Here is a 20224-nt window from a genome sequence, read left to right as displayed (position 1 = left end):
TAAAATGGATCTAAAAGAAATGAACAACCAAGTGGATCTTACAGTAACTGACATGGCTTCGAATAATATTCGTGTTCTTGCAGCTGCTATGGTGGAAAAGGCGAAATCAGGTCACCCAGGTGGTGCCATGGGCGGAGCCGATTTTGTAAATGTACTTTATTCCGAATTCTTAAATTTTGACCCAACAGACATGAACTGGATCAATCGTGATAGATTTTTCCTTGACCCAGGTCATATGTCTCCAATGTTATATTCTATTCTTGCCTTAACTGGTAACTATAGTATGGAAGAGTTGGCAAATTTCAGACAGTGGGGATCTCCAACTCCTGGACACCCTGAAGTTGATTTTGCCCGTGGTGTTGAAAATACTTCTGGTCCATTAGGACAGGGACATACAATGGCAGTAGGTGCCGCTATTGCGGAAAGATTCCTTGCTGCTCGTTTCGGCGATTGGATGTCTCACAAAATATACACTTTCATTTCTGATGGTGGTATTCAGGAAGAAATTGCTCAAGGTGCTGGTAGAATTGCTGGAACTTTAGGTTTGAGTAATTTAATCATGTTCTACGATTCTAACAACATTCAACTTTCTACAACAGTTGAAGAAGTTACCGTAGAAGATACAGCTAAAAAATACGAAGCATGGGGATGGAATGTAATTTCTATCGACGGTAACAGTGCTTCTGAAATTCGTGTTGCTTTGCTAGCAGCTAACAACGAAACCGAACGTCCAACAATTATCATCGGTAAAACTTTGATGGGTAAAGGTGCTGTTGATGCTGATGGTGGTAGCTTCGAAAATAAAGTTTCTACTCACGGACAGCCATTGGGAGCTGCTGGTGCTTCTATCGATAAAACTATCGACAACTTAGGAGGTCAATCAGAAAATCCATTCCAGATTTTCCCTGAAGTTGAAGCTTATTACAAAGAAGTTTTAAAGAAAAAACAAGAATATGCTGCTGCTAAGAAAGCTGAACAAGCTGAATGGGCAAAAGCAAATCCTGAATTGGCTGCTAAATTGGAGAAATTCTTCAGTGGCGATGCACCAGAAATTGACTATGCTGCAATTACACAAAAAGCTGATGTTGCTACGCGTGCTGCTTCTGCAACAGTTCTTGGTGAATTAGCTAATCAAGTTGATAACATGATTGTTTCTTCTGCCGATTTGAGTAACTCTGATAAAACAGATGGATTCTTAAAAAATACTAAGGCAATTGTTAAAGGTGATTTCTCTGGAGCATTCCTTCAGGCTGGTGTTGCAGAATTAACAATGGCTGCTATTTGTAACGGTATCGCACTTCACGGTGGTGTTACTGCTGCTTGTGGTACTTTCTTTGTATTCTCTGATTATATGAAACCAGCGGTTCGTCTATCTGCTTTGATGGAAGTTCCTGTGAAATATATCTGGACTCACGATGCATTCCGCGTTGGTGAAGATGGACCTACTCACCAGCCAATTGAGCAAGAAGCACAAATTCGTTTGTTAGAGCAATTGAAAAATCACTCTGGTGAAATGAGTTTATTAGCTCTTCGTCCTGCTGATGCTGATGAAGCTACCGTTTCTTGGAAAATGGCAATGGAGAATACAAAAACTCCAACTGCTTTAATTTTCTCTCGTCAGAATATTAAGAATCTTCCATCGAAAGGAAATCGTTATGAGGAAGCTCTTCAGGCTGAAAAAGGTGCTTACATTGTTGAGAAACCTGAAACCACTCCTGACGTAATTTTATTGGCAAGTGGATCTGAAGTAGCAACTTTGGTAGCTGGTGCTGAAATTTTACGTGCTGAAAAAGGATTGAAAGTACAGATTGTATCTGTACCATCTGAAGGATTATTCAGAACTCAGTCTGCCGAATATCAAAATGAAGTAATCCCTGCAGGTATTCCTGTATTAGGATTAACGGCCGGATTGCCTGTAACTCTTCAGGGATTGGTTGGACCTAACGGAAAATCAGTTGGATTAGATCATTTCGGATACTCTGCACCTGCAGGTGTTTTAGATGAAAAATTTGGTTATACTGCTGAAAATGTTGTAAAAGAAGTAGAAGCTTTACTTCAAAAATAAAAGACAGCGTTTAAATATATAAATCCGGAATCAAATTGATTCCGGATTTTTTTTATCCTATCATTAAACCTTTAGGAAAGAAATGTGTCTTACTTTTCGCATTGCAATTGCAAATGGCTATTTTTAAATTCAATTAACTGATTAGATATTGATGAATAACATATCTGACGAAGAAATATTACAACTATTTCAGGATAAAAAGACTAGAAGCAAAGCTTTTTCCTTATTGGTTAAAAAATATCAGGAAAGACTTTACTGGCAAATCCGAAAAATTGTGATGTCGCATGATGATACAGACGATGTTTTGCAAAATACTTTCATTAAAATATGGAAAGGCTTGCAAAACTTTAGGTCTGATGCCAAGCTTTTTACCTGGATGTATAGGATTGCGACCAATGAATCCTTAACTTTTATTGCTGATAAGCAAAAAAAGATATTAGGTTTTGCAAACGGAGAAGTAGAGGATATGCTTCTGGCAAACTTAGAAGCTGATGAATATTTCGATGGAGATCAGGCACAATTAGAATTGCAAAAAGCGATTCTTAAGTTGCCTGAAAAACAGCGTTTGGTATTTAATATGAAATATTTCGATGAATTGAAGTATGAGGAGATATCAGAAATTTTAGAAACATCAGTAGGAGCTTTAAAAGCTTCTTACCATCATGCCGTTAAAAAGATTGAATCTTTTTTAAATTTAAGAGAGGTTTAAAGTAAAATTAAACCAAATGGAATATTCTAAGTCTAAAGAATATAGATAATTATGAGCAAGCTTTCAAATATGAAAAAAGATCAGCCATTTAAGGTTCCAGAAGATTACTTTGAGACTCTTAGTGATCGTTTAGAGGAAAGAATAGAAAAAGAGGAAAATACTGTAAAAGAAGGAGTTTTACACGTATTAAAGCCATACATGTGGATGGCTGCCAGTTTAATTGGAATGGCTTTAATTGTTAAGGTAATTATTACCAATTCAGTTCCAGATGATTTTGAAAATTATAAAATCAGTAAAGTAAATGTTGCAACTGATACTCAATCAATAAATACTCCTGCTGTAGATACAGATTATGAATGGACTTTTGACGACATGTCGGATGTTACCTCTGATGAAATTATCGAGTATCTTTCGGATTACAACATTGAAACAGAAACATTACTTGCAAACTTATAAGAACATAATTATGAAACATATAACTATTACTCTCTTCTTATTTCTTAGCATGTGTTTTTCTGGTTTTGCTCAGCAAAATCGTGGCGAACATAATGGCTCTGGAAAAATGCGTAAGAAATTTGAAGCGGAAAAAGTTTCTTTTATTACTCAACAACTTGACTTAACACCTAAAGAAGCCCAAATCTTTTGGCCATTGTACAATGAAAAAAACCAAAAATTAAATGAATTCAGGAACAAGTCAAGAGGTTTCTTTCGTCAGTTGAAAGATGAAAAAAAATCACTTACCGATGAAGAACTTATGAAAATAAGTGAACAATTGATCGATTATAGAATTTCTGAAGCCAATTTGGATAAAGAATATCACCAAAAGTTTAAAGAAATTCTTCCCATAAAGAAAATTCTACTCTTGTATCAAGCTGAAAGAAAATTTCAGAGAATGTTATTACATAAAATCAAAGAAAAAGGAAGACACATGGGGCGAGGAGAAAGATCAAATAAATAATTCGGCTTTCCACTTAGTCCCTAACAAAGCACAAAATAGAATAAAAAGAAGGGCGATCAAATTGATCGCCCTTCGCTATATTATTTAATTTCTAATCATATAGCTTAGCTTATTGCTTCTGAAACAAATCTTCCATCTTTCAAGAAATCAACAGCTGCCTCAATATCCTTGTACATTACACGATCGAACTCGTTAAATGTTACAACATCTCTAAATTGAGTCAAGAAATCTTCAATAAATGGTGATGATTTGCCTGGACGACGTAAATCAACAGCCTGAGCAGCATTCATCAACTCAATAGCTAAAATACGCTCTACGTTTTCTGCTACTTTTAATGTTTTGGTTGCTGCATTTCCACCCATACTTACGTGATCTTCCTGCTCGTTTGACGATGGAATAGAGTCAACTGAACATGGAGTACACAATTGCTTGTTTTGAGAAACAATTGAAGCTGCCGCATACTGTGGAATCATAAATCCTGAATTCAAACCTGAATTGGTAATCAAAAACTCTGGATTATCTCGATCTCCAGAAATCAAACGATAAGTTCTACGTTCCGAAATACTTCCCAATTCTGCCATTGCAATTGCTAAAAAGTCAAGACTTAATGCAAGAGGCTGTCCGTGAAAGTTACCACCAGAAAGAATCATATCCTCGTCAACAAAAATTGTTGGATTATCAGTTACCGAATTAATCTCAGTTTCAACTACGCTAGCAACATAGTTAATTGCATCTTTTGATGCACCATGAACCTGAGGCATACAACGGAATGAATATGGATCCTGAACATTCTTCTTTTCTCTTTCGATCATTTCACTTCCTTCAAGCAAAGTGCGAATGTTACGAGCTGTTTCAATTTGTCCGCTATGTGGACGTGCATCGTGAATTGGAGCTAAAAATGGATCAATTCTTCCATCATATCCTTCCAAAGAAACAGTACCGATAATATCAGCATATTTTACCAATTGGAAAGCCTTAAGCAAAGTGTAAACAGCATGAGAACTCATAAACTGAGTACCATTTAATAAAGCCAATCCTTCTTTTGCTCCTAATGCAATTGGTTCCCATCCTAGTTCAGCAAGAATTTCTTTAGCAGGACGCATTTCGTCTTCATAAATAACTTCTCCTTCGCCAAATAAAGGCAAGAATAAGTTAGCTAAAGGTGCTAAATCACCCGATGCTCCCAATGATCCTAAATCACGGACAACAGGTAATACGTCCATATTGTACATGTCGATAATTCTCTCAACCGTAGCCAATTGAACTCCCGATTTTCCCAAAGACAAGGCATGGGCTTTTAAAAGCAACATCAATCTGATTACATCTTTAGGAATAACGTTACCAATACTACAAGCGTGAGACATTACCAAATTACTCTGCAATTGGCTTAAGTCTTCTTCAGATATTGATATTTTACAAAGTGAACCAAAACCAGTTGTAATACCGTAAATTGGCTTAGTAGATTTTGCGATAGTAGCATCCAAATAATCTTTCGACCTCTTGATTAATGCCTTAGACTCATCGGATAATCCTAATTTGTATCCGTTCTCTAAAATTTCCTCTATTCTCTCGAAAGTTAGTCTTTCTGGAGAAATTAAATGCATGTTAGCCATGTTCTTATTGTGTTAAGTATTTATTCTAAAATCAAAAAAAAATGATGCACCACGATACAATATCGCAATGTGCAATTTAAAAATATAAGCTAGCAACACTCAAGGAAAACGAATGTCTCCCCCGATTGTCTCCACGGGTCTATTTTCTAAAAAGGCAAATATCATTTCTTAATTTTTCTTAAATACTCAATTACTACAACAGTAGCTTAAGCCAATTTTTCAATTAACTGATCTGGAGTCAATTTTAACTGCTCTCCCGTATCCATGTCTTTTAAACTTACCAATCCTTCTTCCATTTCGGTTTCTCCAACCATAATTACAAAAGGAATGTTTTTGTTATTGGCGTATGTCATTTGCTTCTTCATTTTCTGAGAAGCAGGATATATTTCTGAATTAATTCCGTTTGCTCTCAATTTAGCAAGAATTGGCAAACAGAATTTTTCTTCTTTCTCTCCAAAGTTGATAAACAACACTTTGGTAGTTTCAGCAGTTTCTTCAGGGAATTTTTCCATTTGCTCCATTACATCGTAAATACGATCGGCACCAAATGAGATTCCTACTCCAGAAACATCTTTTAATCCGAAAATACCAGTTAAATCGTCGTAACGACCTCCTCCGGTAATGCTACCAAACTCCATATCCTTAGATTTAACTTCGAAAATGGCTCCAGTATAATAATTCAATCCTCTGGCTAAAGTTAAATCCAACTCTACCTCGGTTTTTACATCTAAATTGTTCAGGTAATTGAAAACCGTTTCCAATTCCTCAATACCTTTCATCCCAATTTCTGAACTAGCCAAAAGCTCTTTTAACTTGGCTAATTTCTCATTATTGGTTCCTGCTAATAATATTATCGGTTGTAAAGTTTCAATAGCTTTCGCAGATATTCCCTTTTCTACCAACTCCTTGTTCACGTTGTCCAAGCCAATTTTATCCAACTTGTCAATCGCTACAGTAATGTCAACAATCTTTTCTGCTTCGCCGATAATTTCAGCAATACCCGCTAAAATTTTACGGTTATTCAACTTCACTACTACATTGAGTAGCAGTCTACGATATACTTCGTCAACAATCTGAATTAATTCCACTTCGTTTAAAAGTGAATTGCTTCCGATTACATCAACATCGCATTGGTAAAACTCACGATAACGACCTTTCTGTGGTCTATCCGCTCTCCAAACTGGTTGAATTTGATATCTCTTAAAAGGAAAACTAATTTCGTTGCGATGCTGAACAACGTAACGCGCAAAAGGTACGGTTAAATCGTAACGTAAACCTTTTTCACTAATTTTTGTGGTTAATTTTACAGAGTTTTTCTCCTGCAGTTGTTCATCGCGAACTTTGGAGATAAAATCTCCGGAATTCAATACTTTAAAAAGTAATTTATCTCCTTCTTCTCCATATTTTCCCATTAGAGTCGAAAGATTTTCCATCGATGGTGTCTCAATTGGCATAAATCCATACAATTGAAACACCTCTTTAATGGTATTAAATATGTAATTTCTTTTCACCATTTCAACTGGTGAAAAATCTCTCGTTCCTTTAGGAATAGACGGTTTCTGAGCCATTCTCTTCTTTCTTTTGGTTATTTTATCAGAGCTACAAAAATATTAAATATTTTGAGAGAAACACAGCTTTATGAAGAAAGCTAATAACAAGATATTTCTCTAACGTATATTGCCCGGAATTATGTTTTTTGAATTCGTTTCAAAATGTTGGAAAAAAAATCAACTAATAAGCCAAGAATAAACGGATAATACCATTGTGTTAATTGAAATACGGTAAGTAACAATACCGAAATCAGAAACAGAATATTAACCGAGAATTTTAAATAGTTAAAAAGTGCCCAATCCTTTAAAGAATGTTGTAGAAGAAGAAATATTTGCACTCCTGTATACAGTACGACACCTACTGAAAAAGGAAGAGTTCCGTACTCTAAATTTTTAAACAATCGGTAACCACCTATAAAAATTAAGACAATCCCTGTAAAGTAGATTGTCTTATAAACTAATAACTTGTTCATTGTATTATTTAATTATTTCAAGACTCAAAGGATATTTGTAATCCTCGCCATTCAATGTTTTTACTATAGCCATTACCACAAAAACAAGGTTTAACAAACCCAATGCAATTAACAACAAAATACCTATACCAACAATTACCAGAATTGCAGAAATAAAAAGATAAATAGTCATAGAAATTTGAAAATTAAGAGATTTTTTTCCCTCTCGATCAACCAAAGCGGAATGATCTTTTTTCATTGACCAAAGTATTAGAGGACCTACAATATGTCCAAATGGAATGATTACTCCTGAAAAGGCTGCTAAATGGCAAAACATTGCCCAATTTCTTTCATCGCTTGGAGTGGCAAATTGATTCATTGATATCGGTTTAAGTGAAAAATTATATTGTTTGTTTAAGTTACAAAAAAATAGGGAAGATTCTTACTTGAAGATCTTCCCTTTACAGAATTAATCTGCTATAAGTTTTTTGTATCTAATACGCTTTGGACCTTCATCACCCATTCGTTTCTTTCTATTAATTTCATAATCGGAATAACCTCCTTCGAAGAATTGTACATGCGAATTTCCTTCGAAAGCTAGAATGTGAGTAGCAATTCTATCCAGGAACCAACGGTCGTGAGAAATTACAACTGCACAACCAGCAAAACTCTCCAAACCTTCTTCCAATGCACGAAGTGTATTTACATCAATATCATTGGTAGGCTCATCCAGAAGTAAAACATTTGCTTCTTCTTTAAGAGTTAATGCCAAATGCAAGCGGTTTCTCTCTCCACCTGAAAGAACTCCACATTTTTTCTCCTGATCGGCTCCGTTAAAGTTAAAACGACCAACATAAGCACGAGCATTAACAGTTCGTCCGCCAACATTAATCAAATCGCCTCCACCAGAAATTACTTCATAAACCGATTTTTCAGGATCAATATCAGCATGCTGCTGATCTACATATCCAACCTTTACTGTTTCTCCAACCTCGAAAGTTCCTTTATCAGGTTGTTCCAAATCCATAATCATTCGAAACAAAGTTGTTTTACCCGCACCATTAGGTCCAATTACACCAACAATACCTGCTGGTGGCAATTCAAACTCCAAATCGTCAAATAACAACTTTTTACCAAATGCTTTCGATACTTCCTGAACTTGAATTACTTTATTACCCAAACGAGGTCCGTTAGGAATAAAAATCTCTAACTTCTCTTCTTTCTGTTTCAAATCTTCATTCATCATGGTATCGTAAGCATTCAAACGAGCTTTATTCTTCGCTTGACGAGCTTTTGGTGCCATACGAACCCATTCCAACTCTCTTTCAAGAGTTTTACGACGCTTACTGGCTGTCTTTTCTTCCAACTGCATGCGTTGAGTCTTCTGATCCAACCAAGAGCTATAATTCCCTTTCCAAGGAATTCCCTCTCCTCTATCAAGTTCCAAAATCCAACCAGCAACATTATCCAAGAAATATCTATCGTGAGTAATACTGATAACGGTACCTTTATACTGTGCTAAATGCTGCTCCAACCAATCAATTGATTCTGCATCCAAGTGGTTGGTAGGCTCATCAAGAAGCAAAATATCCGGTTCCTGCAATAACAATCTACAAAGAGCAACACGTCTTCTTTCTCCTCCTGATAAATGCTTTACGATATTATCTCCTTCCGGACAACGCAAGGCATCCATAGCTCTTTCGAGCTTTGTATCCAGGTTCCAAGCATCGAAATGGTCAATTTTTTCCTGAAGTTCGGCTTGTTCGTCCATTACTGCCTGCATTTTATCAGGATCTTCCAAAACATCAGGATCTGCAAATTTTAAATTAACTGCTTCATAGGCTGCAAGGCAATCAACAATTTCTTGTACACCCTCTTCAACAATTTCTCTTACAGTTTTATTGTCATCAAGAATTGGCTCCTGTGCCAGGTAACCGATATTGTGCTCTTTCGACCACACCACATGCCCATCATATGAACTCTCTAGTCCAGCAATAATTTTTAATAAAGTAGATTTTCCTGATCCATTTAAACCAATGATACCAATCTTAGCACCATAGAAAAATGATAGGTTAATGTTATTCAATACTTTTTTTTGAGATGAAAAGGTTTTGCTAACTCTATCCATCGAAAAAATAATCTTCTTATCGTCTGACATTATCTTGTGTTTTTAATTTCTCAATCAATTATTGCAAAAATAGAAAAATTGCGATTCATTTAAATTCATTAAATGTCTTTAAGTGCAATACTTAATTGTTTTTAATCATTTATAAGACCAATGTGTCTTGATTTATTTACTGAAATGCATTTTTTATTGTACTTAAATTTATCTATTTTTAAATATAAATCAGAGGGGTTACAAGATGGAAAAAACAGTAAATAAAAAGCTCTCAGCCTTACTGGAACAAATAGGTATTGAGACAAAAAAGAAAATATATTGGGAAGAGAATGTTGATTCAATTCAAATTGTAAAAACTCATCCAAATAAAACTGAAGTTCCAATTGAAAATGCCAGAATTTTACTGGTGGAAGATCAACCAAGCAACAGAAAAACTCTAGAAGTTTATCTAAAGCATAAGGTGGCTAAAGTAGATATAGCCGAAAATGGTAAGCAAGCCGTAGAGTTATTTGTGAAAGAAGAATACGATATCATTCTTATGGATCTTCAGATGCCAATTATGGGTGGCATAGAAGCTTCGTTAAGAATAAGAAAAATTGAAGAAGAAAGAGAAGTAAAAAGACCTATACCTATTATTGCATTTACTGCAAATTTCTATTCGGATGATAAGGAAATATCTATTGAAATTGGAATGGATGTTTATTTATCCAAACCATTCCAATGTAAAACTATTTACGACTTAATTCAGGAATATTTATAAAAATTTCAGTTACAAAAAAGGGACCTTAAAGGTCCCTTTTTTGTTTTTATGCTTAACGGATTAGCATCCGAATTTAGCGTTAGCTCCCAATTCTTCTTCAATACGAAGTAACTGGTTGTATTTAGCCATACGATCTGAACGGCTCAAAGAACCAGTTTTGATCTGACCAGAGTTAGTTGCAACAGCAATATCAGCAATAGTTGCATCTTCAGTTTCACCAGAACGGTGAGAAGTTACTGAAGTATAACCAGCACGGTGTGCCATTTCAATTGCATTTAAAGTCTCAGTTAAAGTACCAATTTGGTTCACTTTTATCAAAATAGAATTAGCGGCTTTAAGCTCGATACCTTTTGCTAAGTAATCAACGTTAGTTACGAATAAATCGTCACCTACGATCTGACACTTATCACCGATCTTAGCATTTAAAGCAACCCATCCGTCCCAGTCACCTTCGTCCATACCGTCTTCAATAGAATCGATAGGGTACTTAGCGATCAATTCAGCTAGGTAAGTAGCTTGCTCTTCAGAATTTCTTTTTGCACCATTTGGCTCAAAAATACTGTAATCGTATACACCGTCTTTGAAGAACTCAGAAGCAGCACAGTCCATAGCGATAGAAACATCACCACCATCTTCTTTACGACCTGGCTTGTAACCTGCGTTTTTAACAGCAGTAAGGATGCACTCAATAGCTTCCTCAGTACCACCTAACATTGGAGCAAAACCTCCTTCATCACCTACAGCAGTAGAAAGACCTTTACCTTTCAATACTTTAGCAAGAGCGTGGAATACTTCAGCACCCATTCTTAATGCTTCGCGGAAAGTTGGAGCACCAATAGGACGAATCATGAACTCCTGAAATGCGATAGTAGCATCAGAGTGAGATCCACCATTGATAATATTCATCATTGGAACAGGAAGTACATTAGCGTTAGTACCACCAATGTAACGATACAATGGCATACCTGAATAATCAGCAGCAGCTTTAGCAGCAGCTAAAGAAACACCTAACATAGCGTTAGCACCTAACTTCGATTTAGTCTTAGTACCATCAAGCTCTAACATTGCAGTATCAATAGCAACCTGATCTGTTGCATCCATACCAACTAAAGCTTCTGCAATAACTGTGTTTACGTTTTCAACAGCTTTTAAAACTCCTTTACCTAGGTAACGAGCCTTATCGCCATCACGAAGCTCCAATGCTTCATTTTCACCTGTTGAAGCTCCTGAAGGAACACCAGCACGTCCAATAACGCCACTTGCAAGAGTTACTTCTACTTCGATAGTTGGGTTTCCTCGTGAATCAAGAATTTCACGACCGTGAATCTTTACAATTTCTGACATAACTTACGTATTAAAAAAAATTATAATAGTAATAATTTAACTTCTTTTTTTCAACCCTAAATTTCGGTATTTTAATGCAAACAAGCAGTACAAATTAGTCTAAAACATACTACTTATTTTACGCAAACGTTTCAAAAATCTTTAGGGCATTAAAAAAGGGATAAAGCTAAACTTTACCCCTTTAATATTATTTAAAGAAAGACTACTCTTCCTTCTTATCTGTTGCTTCAGTTGCTTCTGCTGCAGCTTCAGTACCTTCAGCTTTAGCAGCTGATTTACCTCCACGACGTCTTCTAGTAGACTTCTTAGCTTCTGCTTTCTTCTCAGTTGTGTATGTTTCATTGAAATCAACTAATTCTACAATACACATCTCAGCGTTATCACCTAAACGATTACCAGTTTTAAGAATACGTGTATAACCACCGTTTCTGTTGGTAATTTTTGGTGAAATTTCTCTGAATAATTCAGTTACCGCTTCTTTTTGCTTCAAGTATCCAAATACAATACGTCTAGAGTGAGTACTGTCAACTTTACTTTTTGTAATTAGCGGCTCAACATACATTTTTAAAGCTTTTGCTTTAGCAGTAGTAGTCGAGATTCTTTTATGCAAAATCAAGGAAGAAGCCATATTTGAAAGCATTGCTTTTCTATGAGCTACTTTTCTTCCTAAATGATTAAATTTCTTTCTATGTCTCATTTTCCCTTATTCCTTATCTAATTTGTACTTAGAAATATCCATTCCAAAAGTTAGATTTAATGATACTAATAGATCATCTAACTCAGTTAAAGATTTCTTACCAAAGTTTCTAAATTTCAGTAGATCGTTTCTGTTGAATTGTACCAAGTCTCCTAAAGTATCAACATCTGCAGCTTTCAAACAGTTCAATGCACGAACTGAAAGATCCATGTCAACCAATTTGGTCTTCAATAACTGACGCATGTGTAATACTTCTTCATCAAACTCTTCATTTGCAAATTTCTCATCAGAGTCAAGAGTAATCTTTTCATCCGAGAACAACATGAAGTGATAAATCAGAATTTTAGCAGCTTCTTTCAAAGCATCCTTTGGGTGAATTGAACCATCAGTAGTGATTTCGAAAATTAACTTTTCATAGTCAGTTTTCTGCTCAACACGGTAGTTCTCAACCTCGTATTTTACATTCTTAATAGGTGTAAAAATTGAGTCGATTGGAATCACTCCAAACTCAGCATCTACAGGTTTATTTTCTACAGAAGGTACATAACCTCTACCTTTATTGATAGTTAAATCTAACTGTAATTTGGCAGAGCTGTCCATTCTGCAAATTACAAGTTCAGGATTCAACACCTCGAAACCGGTAAGGAACTTGTTAATGTCGCCTGCTGTGAAAGTGTCCTGATCTGAAATGGTAACAGTAACCAACTCATTGTCCACTTCCTCAACTCTTTGTTTAAACCGAACTTGTTTCAGGTTCAGGATCATCTCAGTTACATCTTCGATGACTCCCGGAATTGTAGAAAACTCATGATCAACACCCTGAATTTTGATGGTTGTAATGGCAAAACCCTCTAGAGAAGAAAGTAATATTCTTCTTAAGGCGTTACCAATTGTAATACCATATCCAGGCTCTAATGGACGAAATTCGAATTTACCGAATCTTTCGTCAGCGTCGAGCATGATAACTTTGTCCGGTTTTTGGAAAGCTAAAATTGCCATAAATTACTGATTAACTATTTATTACTTAGAATACAATTCAACGATTAACTGTTCCTTGATATTTTCAGGAATTTCTGTTCTTTCTGGTACGTTAAGAAACTTACCACTAAGAGAGTTTTGATCCCATTCCAACCAAGATGATTGGTTATATCTAGCAGCTGATAAAGAATCGGTAATAACTTCTAAAGATTTCGATTTTTCACGAATTCCAATAATATCTCCGTTTTTTACCGAGTATGAAGGAATGTTACAAATTTGACCATTTACAGTTACGTGTTTATGGCTAACCAACTGACGAGCAGCTGATCTTGTTGGAGCAACACCTAATCTGAAAATTACGTTATCTAAACGACATTCAAGAAGTTGTAACAATACCTCACCGGTAATACCTTTACTTCTCGCGGCTTTCTTAAATAAGTTTGAGAACTGCTTCTCTAATACACCGTAAGTGTATTTTGCTTTTTGCTTTTCTTTCAACTGTACCCCGTACTCAGACATCTTTTTTCTACGACGGCTGTTACCGTGCTGTCCTGGAGGGTAGTTTTTGTTTTCAAATGCTTTATCAGGTCCAAAAATTGGCTCACCAAATTTTCTAGCAATTTTTGACTTTGGTCCTATATATCTAGCCATGCTTTTTAAAATTTAAATTTTTCTATTAATAGAAACTTTGCAAATTAATTCGAATTACAAAACTGCCGCGATTTTTGAAAAGAATTTCAAAAAACTAATTCAAATTAAAGTTTGCATTTTTTATTAAACTCTATATCTATTAAACTCGACGTCTCTTAGGAGGACGACATCCGTTGTGTGGTAATGGAGTTACATCTACGATTTCCGAAATATCGATTCCACATGAATTGATAGCACGAATTGCAGATTCACGTCCATTTCCTGGACCTTTAACAAATACTTTTACTTTTCTCAAACCTAAGTCGTGAGCAACTTTTCCACAGTCTGTAGCAGCTTGCTGAGCAGCATAAGGAGTGTTCTTTTTAGAACCTCTAAAGCCCATCTTACCAGCTGATGACCAAGAAATAACTTGTCCGCTATTGTTAGTTAGAGAGATAATAATATTGTTAAAAGATGAATGAATATGAGCCTGACCAACAGCCTCAATTTTCACAACTTTTTTCTTTACTGATGTTGACTTCTTTGCCATAACTTAACAATTATTTAGTCGCTTTCTTTTTGTTTGCAACTGTTTTTCTCTTACCTTTTCTTGTACGCGAGTTGTTTTTTGTCTTCTGTCCACGCACAGGTAAACCAATACGATGACGGATTCCACGGTAACATCCGATATCCATCAAACGCTTAATATTCAGTTGATTTAACGAACGCAATTCCCCTTCAACTTTTAAGGATGCATTAATTGCCTGACGAATCTTAGCAGATTCATCATCGCTCCAATCTTTTACCTTAGTTTCGTATGAAACACCAGCCTCGTCCAAAATTTGACGAGCAGCGCTACGACCGATACCGAAGATATAAGTCAAGCTAATCTCACCTCGCTTGTTTTGAGGCAAATCAACTCCAACAATTCTAGCCATAAATTAAATATTTATCTATTACAAAATTAACTAAATTAACCCTGACGTTGTTTAAACTTAGGATTCTTTTTATTAATCACATACAAACGTCCTTTTCTTCTCACGATTTTACAATCTTCAGAACGTTTCTTTACAGATGCTCTTACTTTCATTTTTATCGAAATTTAATTTTTGTATCTAAAAGTAATGCGCCCTTTAGTAAGATCGTAAGGTGACATTTCAACCTTTACTTTATCACCCGGTAAGATCTTAATGTAGTGCATTCTCATTTTACCGGAAATGTGAGCAGTAATCACATGACCGTTCTCAAGTTCTACACGAAACATAGCATTAGATAATGCTTCGGTAATAGTACCGTCTTGTTCTATTGAAGGCTGTTTAGCCATAAGCTCTTTATATATTTATTTGGTTATTCTTCAATAAATTCAAAACCGGACAGGATTTGAGCCTTCCCTTTTCTTACAACAATAGTTTGTTCGAAATGAGCGGACACTTGTCCATCGGCCGTTACAACTGTCCAACCATCTTCCTCAGTAAAGATTTCTCTTTTTCCAAGATTAATCATTGGTTCAATTGCTAGTACTAATCCATCTCTCAATTTTAATCCTCTTCCATTTCTTCCATAATTTGGAACTTGAGGATCTTCATGAAGATTTTTTCCTATTCCGTGCCCTACCATTTCACGAACGACTGAGTAATTATATTCCTCAGCATGCCGTTGAATGGCAAAACCGATATCTCTTAAATGATTTCCATCTAACGCTTTTTCTATTCCTAGAAACAAAGCTTCTTTGGTAATCTTTAATAGTTGTTGAATCTCCGGTTTTATTTCTCCCACTGAAAAAGTATATGCTGAATCACCATAAAAATCATTCAACAACACCCCACAGTCACAAGATACAATATCGCCTTCTTTCAACTCATAGGAAGACGGAACCCCATGAACAACCTGATTGTTAACTGAAACGCACAAGGTATTAGGAAATCCATCGTAATTAAGAAATGCAGGCTCACCACCATTATCTCTTATATACTCCTCTGCAATCTTATCTAAGCCTAAGGTAGATATACCTGGAGCTATGGCCTTAGATATTTCACCTAAGGTCCTAGCTACCAGATCATTACTTTTATAGAGTAACTCTATCTCTTCCTCTGTCTTATAAAAAATCACTGCAAAGAAAGCAAAAATATTTTAATAAGCAGCAGCTCCTCCCGGAGATTTACCTTTTATTCTACCTGACTTCATCAATCCATCGTAATGACGCATCAATAAATGTGACTCAATTTGTTGCAATGTATCTAACACTACACCAACCAAAATCAACAATGAAGTACCTCCATAAAATTGTGCGAATTCATTATTCACTCCAGCAATCATTGCAAAAGCAGGTAAGATTGCTACAAAACCAAGGAACAATGATCCTGGTAATGTTATACGTGACATTACTGTATCCAAAAAGTCAATAGTTTTCTTTCCTGGTTTGATACCCGGAATGAAACCACCGTTCTTTTTCATGTCCTCAGCCATCTGAGTAGGATTAACAGTAATCGCAGTATAGAAATAGGTGAACAATACAATCATCACAAAGAATAGAGCATTGTAGTAAAATCCGGTAAAATCAGATAAAGCTGCAGCTACTCCTGTTAATGCATCCGAACTTGCATAATTAACAAACGCCATTGGTAAAAACATGATTGCCTGAGCAAAAATGATTGGCATTACACCAGCTGCATTCACTTTTAAAGGAATATACTGTCGAACTCCACCATATTGTTTGTTACCTACAATTCTCTTAGCATATTGTACTGGTATCTTTCTTGTTCCTTGTACCAACATAATTGTTACTACAAAAATGAAGAATAGCATCACAATCTCAAGAACAAGAACGATTAAACCACCGCCATGTCCTTCAATTCTAGATCCTAATTCTGCAATGAACGAGAACGGTAATCTTGCGATAATACCAATCATGATGATTATTGAAATACCATTACCAATTCCTTTATCGGTAATTTTTTCACCTAACCACATAATAAACATTGATCCTGCCGCAAGAATTACAACTGAAGATACAGTAAAGAAAGTACCTTTAAGAATAAAGGCAGCTTCTGGTAATGTTGTATGTAAGTTTAATAAATATCCTGGTGCTTGAAGAACAAGGATAATTACAGTTAGGTAACGGGTAATTTGATTGATTTTTCTACGTCCACTTTCACCCTCACGCTGCAATCTTTGGAAATAAGGAACCGCGATTCCCATTAACTGAATTACAATGGAAGCTGAAATGTATGGCATGATACCCAAGGCAAAGATGGATGCATTTGCAAACGCCCCCCCGGAAAACATGTTCAACAATCCCAAAACTCCCTCAGAAGTTTGTGATTTTAACGCTTCTAAATGAGCCGGATCAATACCCGGCAAAACCACCTTAGCACCTAAACGGTAAACTAACAGAAGACCTAGAGTAGTTAAGATACGTGATCTTAAATCCTCAATCTTCCAGATGTTCTTCAATGTCTCTATTAAACCTTTCATTATATAAACTTACAATTTAACAACTGTTCCTTCTACCGCTTCAATCGCAGATTGAGCAGATTTTGAGAATGCATGAGCTTTTACTTCTAACTTAGCAGTAATCGTTCCATTACCTAAAATCTTAACGTTATCGTTCTTTGATGCTAAACCAGCATTTACTAAAACATTAACGTCGATAACTGTAATGTTATTTTTTTCTGCCAAGGCTTGTAAAACATCAACATTAATAGCTTTGTATTCTTTTCTGTTGATGTTCTTAAATCCAAACTTAGGAACTCTACGTTGCAAAGGCATTTGACCCCCTTCGAATCCAACTTTTTTAGAGTATCCAGATCTTGACTTCGCACCTTTATGTCCTCTAGTTGAGGTTCCACCTCTACCAGATCCTTGTCCGCGACCTATTCTTTTATTTGTCTTTACAGAACCAGCTGCGGGTTTTAAGTTACTTAAGTCCATATCTATTTATTACTAAATATTTACAATGATTTATTCTTCTACGGAAACCAAGTGTTGCACCTTCACTACCATACCCTTAATTTGAGGAGTAGCTTCGTGCTCAACAGTAGCATTGATTTTATTCAAACCTAATGCTTCCAAGGTTTTTTTCTGGCGATCGGTACTACCGATTTTGCTCTTGATTTGAGTAATTTTAATCTTAGCCATTTTCCTTATTCTTATCCGTTAAACACTTTATCCAATGAAACACCTCGTTGTTCAGCCACAGTATGAGCATCTCTTAATTCAGCAAGAGCTTCAAATGTTGCTTTCACAAGGTTGTGAGGGTTTGATGAACCTTTTGATTTTGCAAGTACATCAGTTACACCAACACTCTCCAATACAGCACGCATCGCACCACCGGCTTTAACCCCGGTACCATGAGAAGCAGGCTTAATGAAAACCTCTGCTCCGCCGAAACGTGAAAGTTGCTCGTGAGGAATAGTTCCCTTGTAAACAGGTACTTTAATCAAATTTTTCTTAGCAGCGTCAACTCCTTTAGAGATAGCAGTGGTAACCTCATTAGCTTTACCAAGACCCCATCCTACTAATCCATTCTCGTTACCTACAACAACAATTGCAGAAAAGCTGAAAGTTCTACCACCTTTTGTTACTTTGGTAACACGATTAATAGCAACCAGTCTATCTTTAAGCTCTGCGTCGCTTGTCTTAACATTTTTGATATCTGCCATAATTATTAAAATTTAAGGCCACTTTTACGAGCAGCGTCCGCTAAAGATTTAACTCTACCATGGTATAGATAACCATTTCTATCGAATACAACACTAGCGAATCCAGCTTCTTTTGCTTTTTCAGCAAATGCTTGTCCTACTAGTTCTGCTTGTTCAATTTTTGTTACTGATTTTTCAGCAATTTCTTTTACTAACGAACTAGTCGTTAATAAAGTTTTTCCTGAAAGATCATCGATCAATTGTACTGAAATCTGCTTATTAGAACGAAAAACTGACATTCTTGGTCTTTCAGCAGTTCCAGAAACAGACTTACGAATTCTTCTTTTAATTCTTAGTCTTCTTTCTTGCTTAGTTAAAGCCATAATTTACTGTTTTAGAAATTATTTACCTGCAGATTTACCAGCTTTTCTTCTAAGCTGCTCTCCAACAAATTTAACACCTTTTCCTTTATATGGTTCAGGTTTTCTGAATGATCTGATCTTCGCAGCTACCTGACCTACTAATTGCTTATCGCAACTTTCAAGAGTAATAATCGGGTTTGCACGCTTCTCAGTAACTGCAGTTACTTTAACCTCTGGAGCAATTTCCAAGTGGATCAAGTGAGAGTAACCTAAAGCCAATTCTAAAATTTGACCTTTAGAAGTCGCTCTATAACCTACACCTACAAGCTCTTGTTCGATTTTGTAACCATTAGTAACACCCTCAACCATGTTGTTCAACAAAGAACGGTATAAACCGTGCAATGCTTTGTCTTTATTCTGATCAGAAGGACGCTCAAGAACAATACGATTATCTTCTACAGAAACCTTGATTTCGGTATTAATTTGTTGTGTTAATTCACCTTTAGGTCCTTTAACTACTACTGAATTATCTTTATTTACCGTTACGCTTACTCCGGCAGGCAAATTGATAGGTAATTTTCCAATTCGTGACATTTCTAATCCTCCTTAATTAATAAACGTAACACAATATTTCACCACCAACATGCTTCTGACGAGCTTCCTTGTCAGTCATTACTCCCTGAGAAGTAGAAAGAATCGCAATTCCTAAACCGTTAAGTACGCGAGGTAATTCTAAAGCTCCGCAATATTTTCTCAAACCTGGTTTTGACACACGTTTAAGATCTTTGATTGCTGAGATTTTGGTTTCTGGATGGTACTTTAGAGCAATTTTAATTACTCCTTGGACACCATCATCTACAAATTTGTAGTTAAGGATATAACCTTTATCCTTAAGAATCTTTGTCATTTCTTTTTTCACGTTCGATGCTGGCAATTCCACAACTTTGTGGTTTGCCATGATCGCATTTCTTAAACGTGTAAGAAAATCTGCTATTGGATCTGTCATTATATAAAAATTAAATTGATCCCGATTGCTCGGGACAATATTTAACAAAATTCTGATAACAAAAATTTGATTACCAACTTGCCTTCTTTACTCCTGGGATTAGACCTGAAGATGCCATTTCACGGAAGGTGATACGACTAACTCCGAATTGTCTCATATATCCTTTAGGACGTCCAGTAATCTTACATCTGTTGTGTAAACGAACAGGTGAAGAGTTTTTAGGCAAACGACTAAGTGCGATATAATCGCCTTCCTCTTTAAGTTTAGCTCTTTTAGCTGCGTATTTTTCAACTAACTTTTGACGCTTAACTTCGCGAGCTTTCATTGATTCTTTAGCCATC

General features: G+C 35.9%; 27 protein-coding genes. 5 read left to right on the top strand and 22 right to left on the bottom strand.

The window, feature by feature from the left end; genetic code table 11:
* Nucleotides 1–4 precede the first annotated feature (4 nt).
* From GCQ56_RS02230 to GCQ56_RS02215, 4 genes are all read left to right on the top strand, one after another.
* Nucleotides 5–2065: a transketolase gene (locus GCQ56_RS02230; RefSeq protein WP_227005968.1), complete on the top strand. Its 2061-nt coding sequence runs from the start codon at nt 5–7 to the stop codon at nt 2063–2065.
* A 151-nt stretch (nt 2066–2216) separates the two neighbouring features.
* Nucleotides 2217–2774, top strand: coding sequence for an RNA polymerase sigma factor (locus GCQ56_RS02225; RefSeq protein ID WP_152732760.1), 558 nt, complete (start codon nt 2217–2219; stop codon nt 2772–2774).
* Between the two features lie 51 nt (nt 2775–2825).
* Nucleotides 2826–3230 carry a hypothetical protein gene (locus tag GCQ56_RS02220; protein ID WP_152732759.1) on the top strand — a complete coding sequence of 135 codons (405 nt, stop codon included), beginning with the start codon at nt 2826–2828 and terminating at the stop codon, nt 3228–3230.
* Between the two features lie 10 nt (nt 3231–3240).
* On the top strand, nt 3241–3732 hold the full coding sequence (locus GCQ56_RS02215) for a hypothetical protein (protein ID WP_152732758.1): 492 nt from the start codon (nt 3241–3243) through the stop codon (nt 3730–3732).
* A gap of 104 nt (nt 3733–3836) precedes the next feature.
* Here GCQ56_RS02215 and hutH read toward each other — a convergent pair whose 3' ends face one another.
* From hutH to ettA, 5 genes are all read right to left on the bottom strand, one after another.
* A complete protein-coding gene (hutH, locus tag GCQ56_RS02210; protein WP_152732757.1) occupies nt 3837–5345 on the bottom strand; it encodes a histidine ammonia-lyase in 1509 nt (502 codons plus the stop codon).
* Nucleotides 5346–5551: 206 nt separating this feature from the next.
* On the bottom strand, nt 5552–6913 hold the full coding sequence (hisS, locus tag GCQ56_RS02205; RefSeq protein ID WP_152732756.1) for a histidine--tRNA ligase: 1362 nt from the start codon (nt 6911–6913) through the stop codon (nt 5552–5554).
* Between the two features lie 119 nt (nt 6914–7032).
* The gene (locus GCQ56_RS02200; RefSeq protein ID WP_152732755.1) at nt 7033–7368 is read right to left on the bottom strand and encodes a hypothetical protein; all 336 of its coding nucleotides are present in this window, start codon (nt 7366–7368) and stop codon (nt 7033–7035) included.
* A gap of 4 nt (nt 7369–7372) precedes the next feature.
* A complete protein-coding gene (locus tag GCQ56_RS02195; protein ID WP_152732754.1) occupies nt 7373–7726 on the bottom strand; it encodes a DUF4870 domain-containing protein in 354 nt (117 codons plus the stop codon).
* A 90-nt stretch (nt 7727–7816) separates the two neighbouring features.
* The gene (ettA, locus tag GCQ56_RS02190) at nt 7817–9505 is read right to left on the bottom strand and encodes an energy-dependent translational throttle protein EttA (protein WP_152732753.1); all 1689 of its coding nucleotides are present in this window, start codon (nt 9503–9505) and stop codon (nt 7817–7819) included.
* Between the two features lie 205 nt (nt 9506–9710).
* Between ettA and GCQ56_RS02185 the strand changes: the two genes are divergently transcribed.
* On the top strand, nt 9711–10226 hold the full coding sequence (locus tag GCQ56_RS02185; RefSeq protein ID WP_152732752.1) for a response regulator: 516 nt from the start codon (nt 9711–9713) through the stop codon (nt 10224–10226).
* A gap of 60 nt (nt 10227–10286) precedes the next feature.
* On the opposite strand, the gene eno is transcribed toward GCQ56_RS02185, so the two are convergent.
* The 17 genes from eno to rpsN all read right to left on the bottom strand — a co-directional run bounded on the left by eno (nt 10287) and on the right by rpsN (nt 20223).
* Nucleotides 10287–11570, bottom strand: a complete 1284-nt coding sequence (gene eno, locus GCQ56_RS02180; RefSeq protein WP_152732751.1) for a phosphopyruvate hydratase — start codon at nt 11568–11570, stop codon at nt 10287–10289.
* A 202-nt stretch (nt 11571–11772) separates the two neighbouring features.
* Nucleotides 11773–12267 carry a 50S ribosomal protein L17 gene (gene rplQ, locus GCQ56_RS02175; RefSeq protein ID WP_152732750.1) on the bottom strand — a complete coding sequence of 165 codons (495 nt, stop codon included), beginning with the start codon at nt 12265–12267 and terminating at the stop codon, nt 11773–11775.
* Between the two features lie 6 nt (nt 12268–12273).
* Nucleotides 12274–13266, bottom strand: coding sequence for a DNA-directed RNA polymerase subunit alpha (locus GCQ56_RS02170; RefSeq protein ID WP_152732749.1), 993 nt, complete (start codon nt 13264–13266; stop codon nt 12274–12276).
* Between the two features lie 21 nt (nt 13267–13287).
* Nucleotides 13288–13896, bottom strand: coding sequence for a 30S ribosomal protein S4 (rpsD, locus tag GCQ56_RS02165; protein ID WP_152732748.1), 609 nt, complete (start codon nt 13894–13896; stop codon nt 13288–13290).
* Between the two features lie 139 nt (nt 13897–14035).
* Nucleotides 14036–14425 carry a 30S ribosomal protein S11 gene (gene rpsK / locus GCQ56_RS02160; protein WP_152732747.1) on the bottom strand — a complete coding sequence of 130 codons (390 nt, stop codon included), beginning with the start codon at nt 14423–14425 and terminating at the stop codon, nt 14036–14038.
* Between the two features lie 10 nt (nt 14426–14435).
* Nucleotides 14436–14813 carry a 30S ribosomal protein S13 gene (rpsM, locus tag GCQ56_RS02155; protein ID WP_152732746.1) on the bottom strand — a complete coding sequence of 126 codons (378 nt, stop codon included), beginning with the start codon at nt 14811–14813 and terminating at the stop codon, nt 14436–14438.
* 35 nt (nt 14814–14848) lie between these two features.
* A complete protein-coding gene (gene ykgO, locus GCQ56_RS02150) occupies nt 14849–14965 on the bottom strand; it encodes a type B 50S ribosomal protein L36 (protein WP_054714088.1) in 117 nt (38 codons plus the stop codon).
* Between the two features lie 12 nt (nt 14966–14977).
* A complete protein-coding gene (infA, locus tag GCQ56_RS02145; RefSeq protein WP_054714084.1) occupies nt 14978–15199 on the bottom strand; it encodes a translation initiation factor IF-1 in 222 nt (73 codons plus the stop codon).
* Between the two features lie 23 nt (nt 15200–15222).
* Nucleotides 15223–15984, bottom strand: coding sequence for a type I methionyl aminopeptidase (gene map, locus GCQ56_RS02140; protein ID WP_299992986.1), 762 nt, complete (start codon nt 15982–15984; stop codon nt 15223–15225).
* A gap of 21 nt (nt 15985–16005) precedes the next feature.
* Nucleotides 16006–17349 (bottom strand): preprotein translocase subunit SecY, encoded by a 1344-nt coding sequence (gene secY, locus GCQ56_RS02135; protein ID WP_152732745.1) that lies wholly within the window; start codon nt 17347–17349, stop codon nt 16006–16008.
* A gap of 9 nt (nt 17350–17358) precedes the next feature.
* Nucleotides 17359–17805: a 50S ribosomal protein L15 gene (rplO, locus tag GCQ56_RS02130; RefSeq protein ID WP_152732744.1), complete on the bottom strand. Its 447-nt coding sequence runs from the start codon at nt 17803–17805 to the stop codon at nt 17359–17361.
* A 30-nt stretch (nt 17806–17835) separates the two neighbouring features.
* Nucleotides 17836–18012 carry a 50S ribosomal protein L30 gene (rpmD, locus tag GCQ56_RS02125; RefSeq protein ID WP_152732743.1) on the bottom strand — a complete coding sequence of 59 codons (177 nt, stop codon included), beginning with the start codon at nt 18010–18012 and terminating at the stop codon, nt 17836–17838.
* 11 nt (nt 18013–18023) lie between these two features.
* Nucleotides 18024–18536 carry a 30S ribosomal protein S5 gene (gene rpsE / locus GCQ56_RS02120; RefSeq protein WP_152732742.1) on the bottom strand — a complete coding sequence of 171 codons (513 nt, stop codon included), beginning with the start codon at nt 18534–18536 and terminating at the stop codon, nt 18024–18026.
* 5 nt (nt 18537–18541) lie between these two features.
* On the bottom strand, nt 18542–18898 hold the full coding sequence (rplR, locus tag GCQ56_RS02115) for a 50S ribosomal protein L18 (RefSeq protein ID WP_152732741.1): 357 nt from the start codon (nt 18896–18898) through the stop codon (nt 18542–18544).
* 18 nt (nt 18899–18916) lie between these two features.
* The gene (gene rplF, locus GCQ56_RS02110; protein ID WP_152732740.1) at nt 18917–19471 is read right to left on the bottom strand and encodes a 50S ribosomal protein L6; all 555 of its coding nucleotides are present in this window, start codon (nt 19469–19471) and stop codon (nt 18917–18919) included.
* Nucleotides 19472–19487: 16 nt separating this feature from the next.
* Nucleotides 19488–19883, bottom strand: coding sequence for a 30S ribosomal protein S8 (gene rpsH, locus GCQ56_RS02105; protein ID WP_152732739.1), 396 nt, complete (start codon nt 19881–19883; stop codon nt 19488–19490).
* A gap of 70 nt (nt 19884–19953) precedes the next feature.
* Entirely contained in the window at nt 19954–20223 is a 270-nt protein-coding gene (gene rpsN, locus GCQ56_RS02100; protein WP_152732738.1) for a 30S ribosomal protein S14, read from the bottom strand.
* Between the last annotated feature and the right edge of the window lies 1 nt (nt 20224).

It is taken from the genome of Marinifilum sp. N1E240, from assembly GCF_009295825.1.
GTDB classification, from domain to species: Bacteria; Bacteroidota; Bacteroidia; order Bacteroidales; family Marinifilaceae; genus Marinifilum_A; species Marinifilum_A sediminis.
This window is presented reverse-complemented; position numbering and strand designations above follow the sequence as displayed.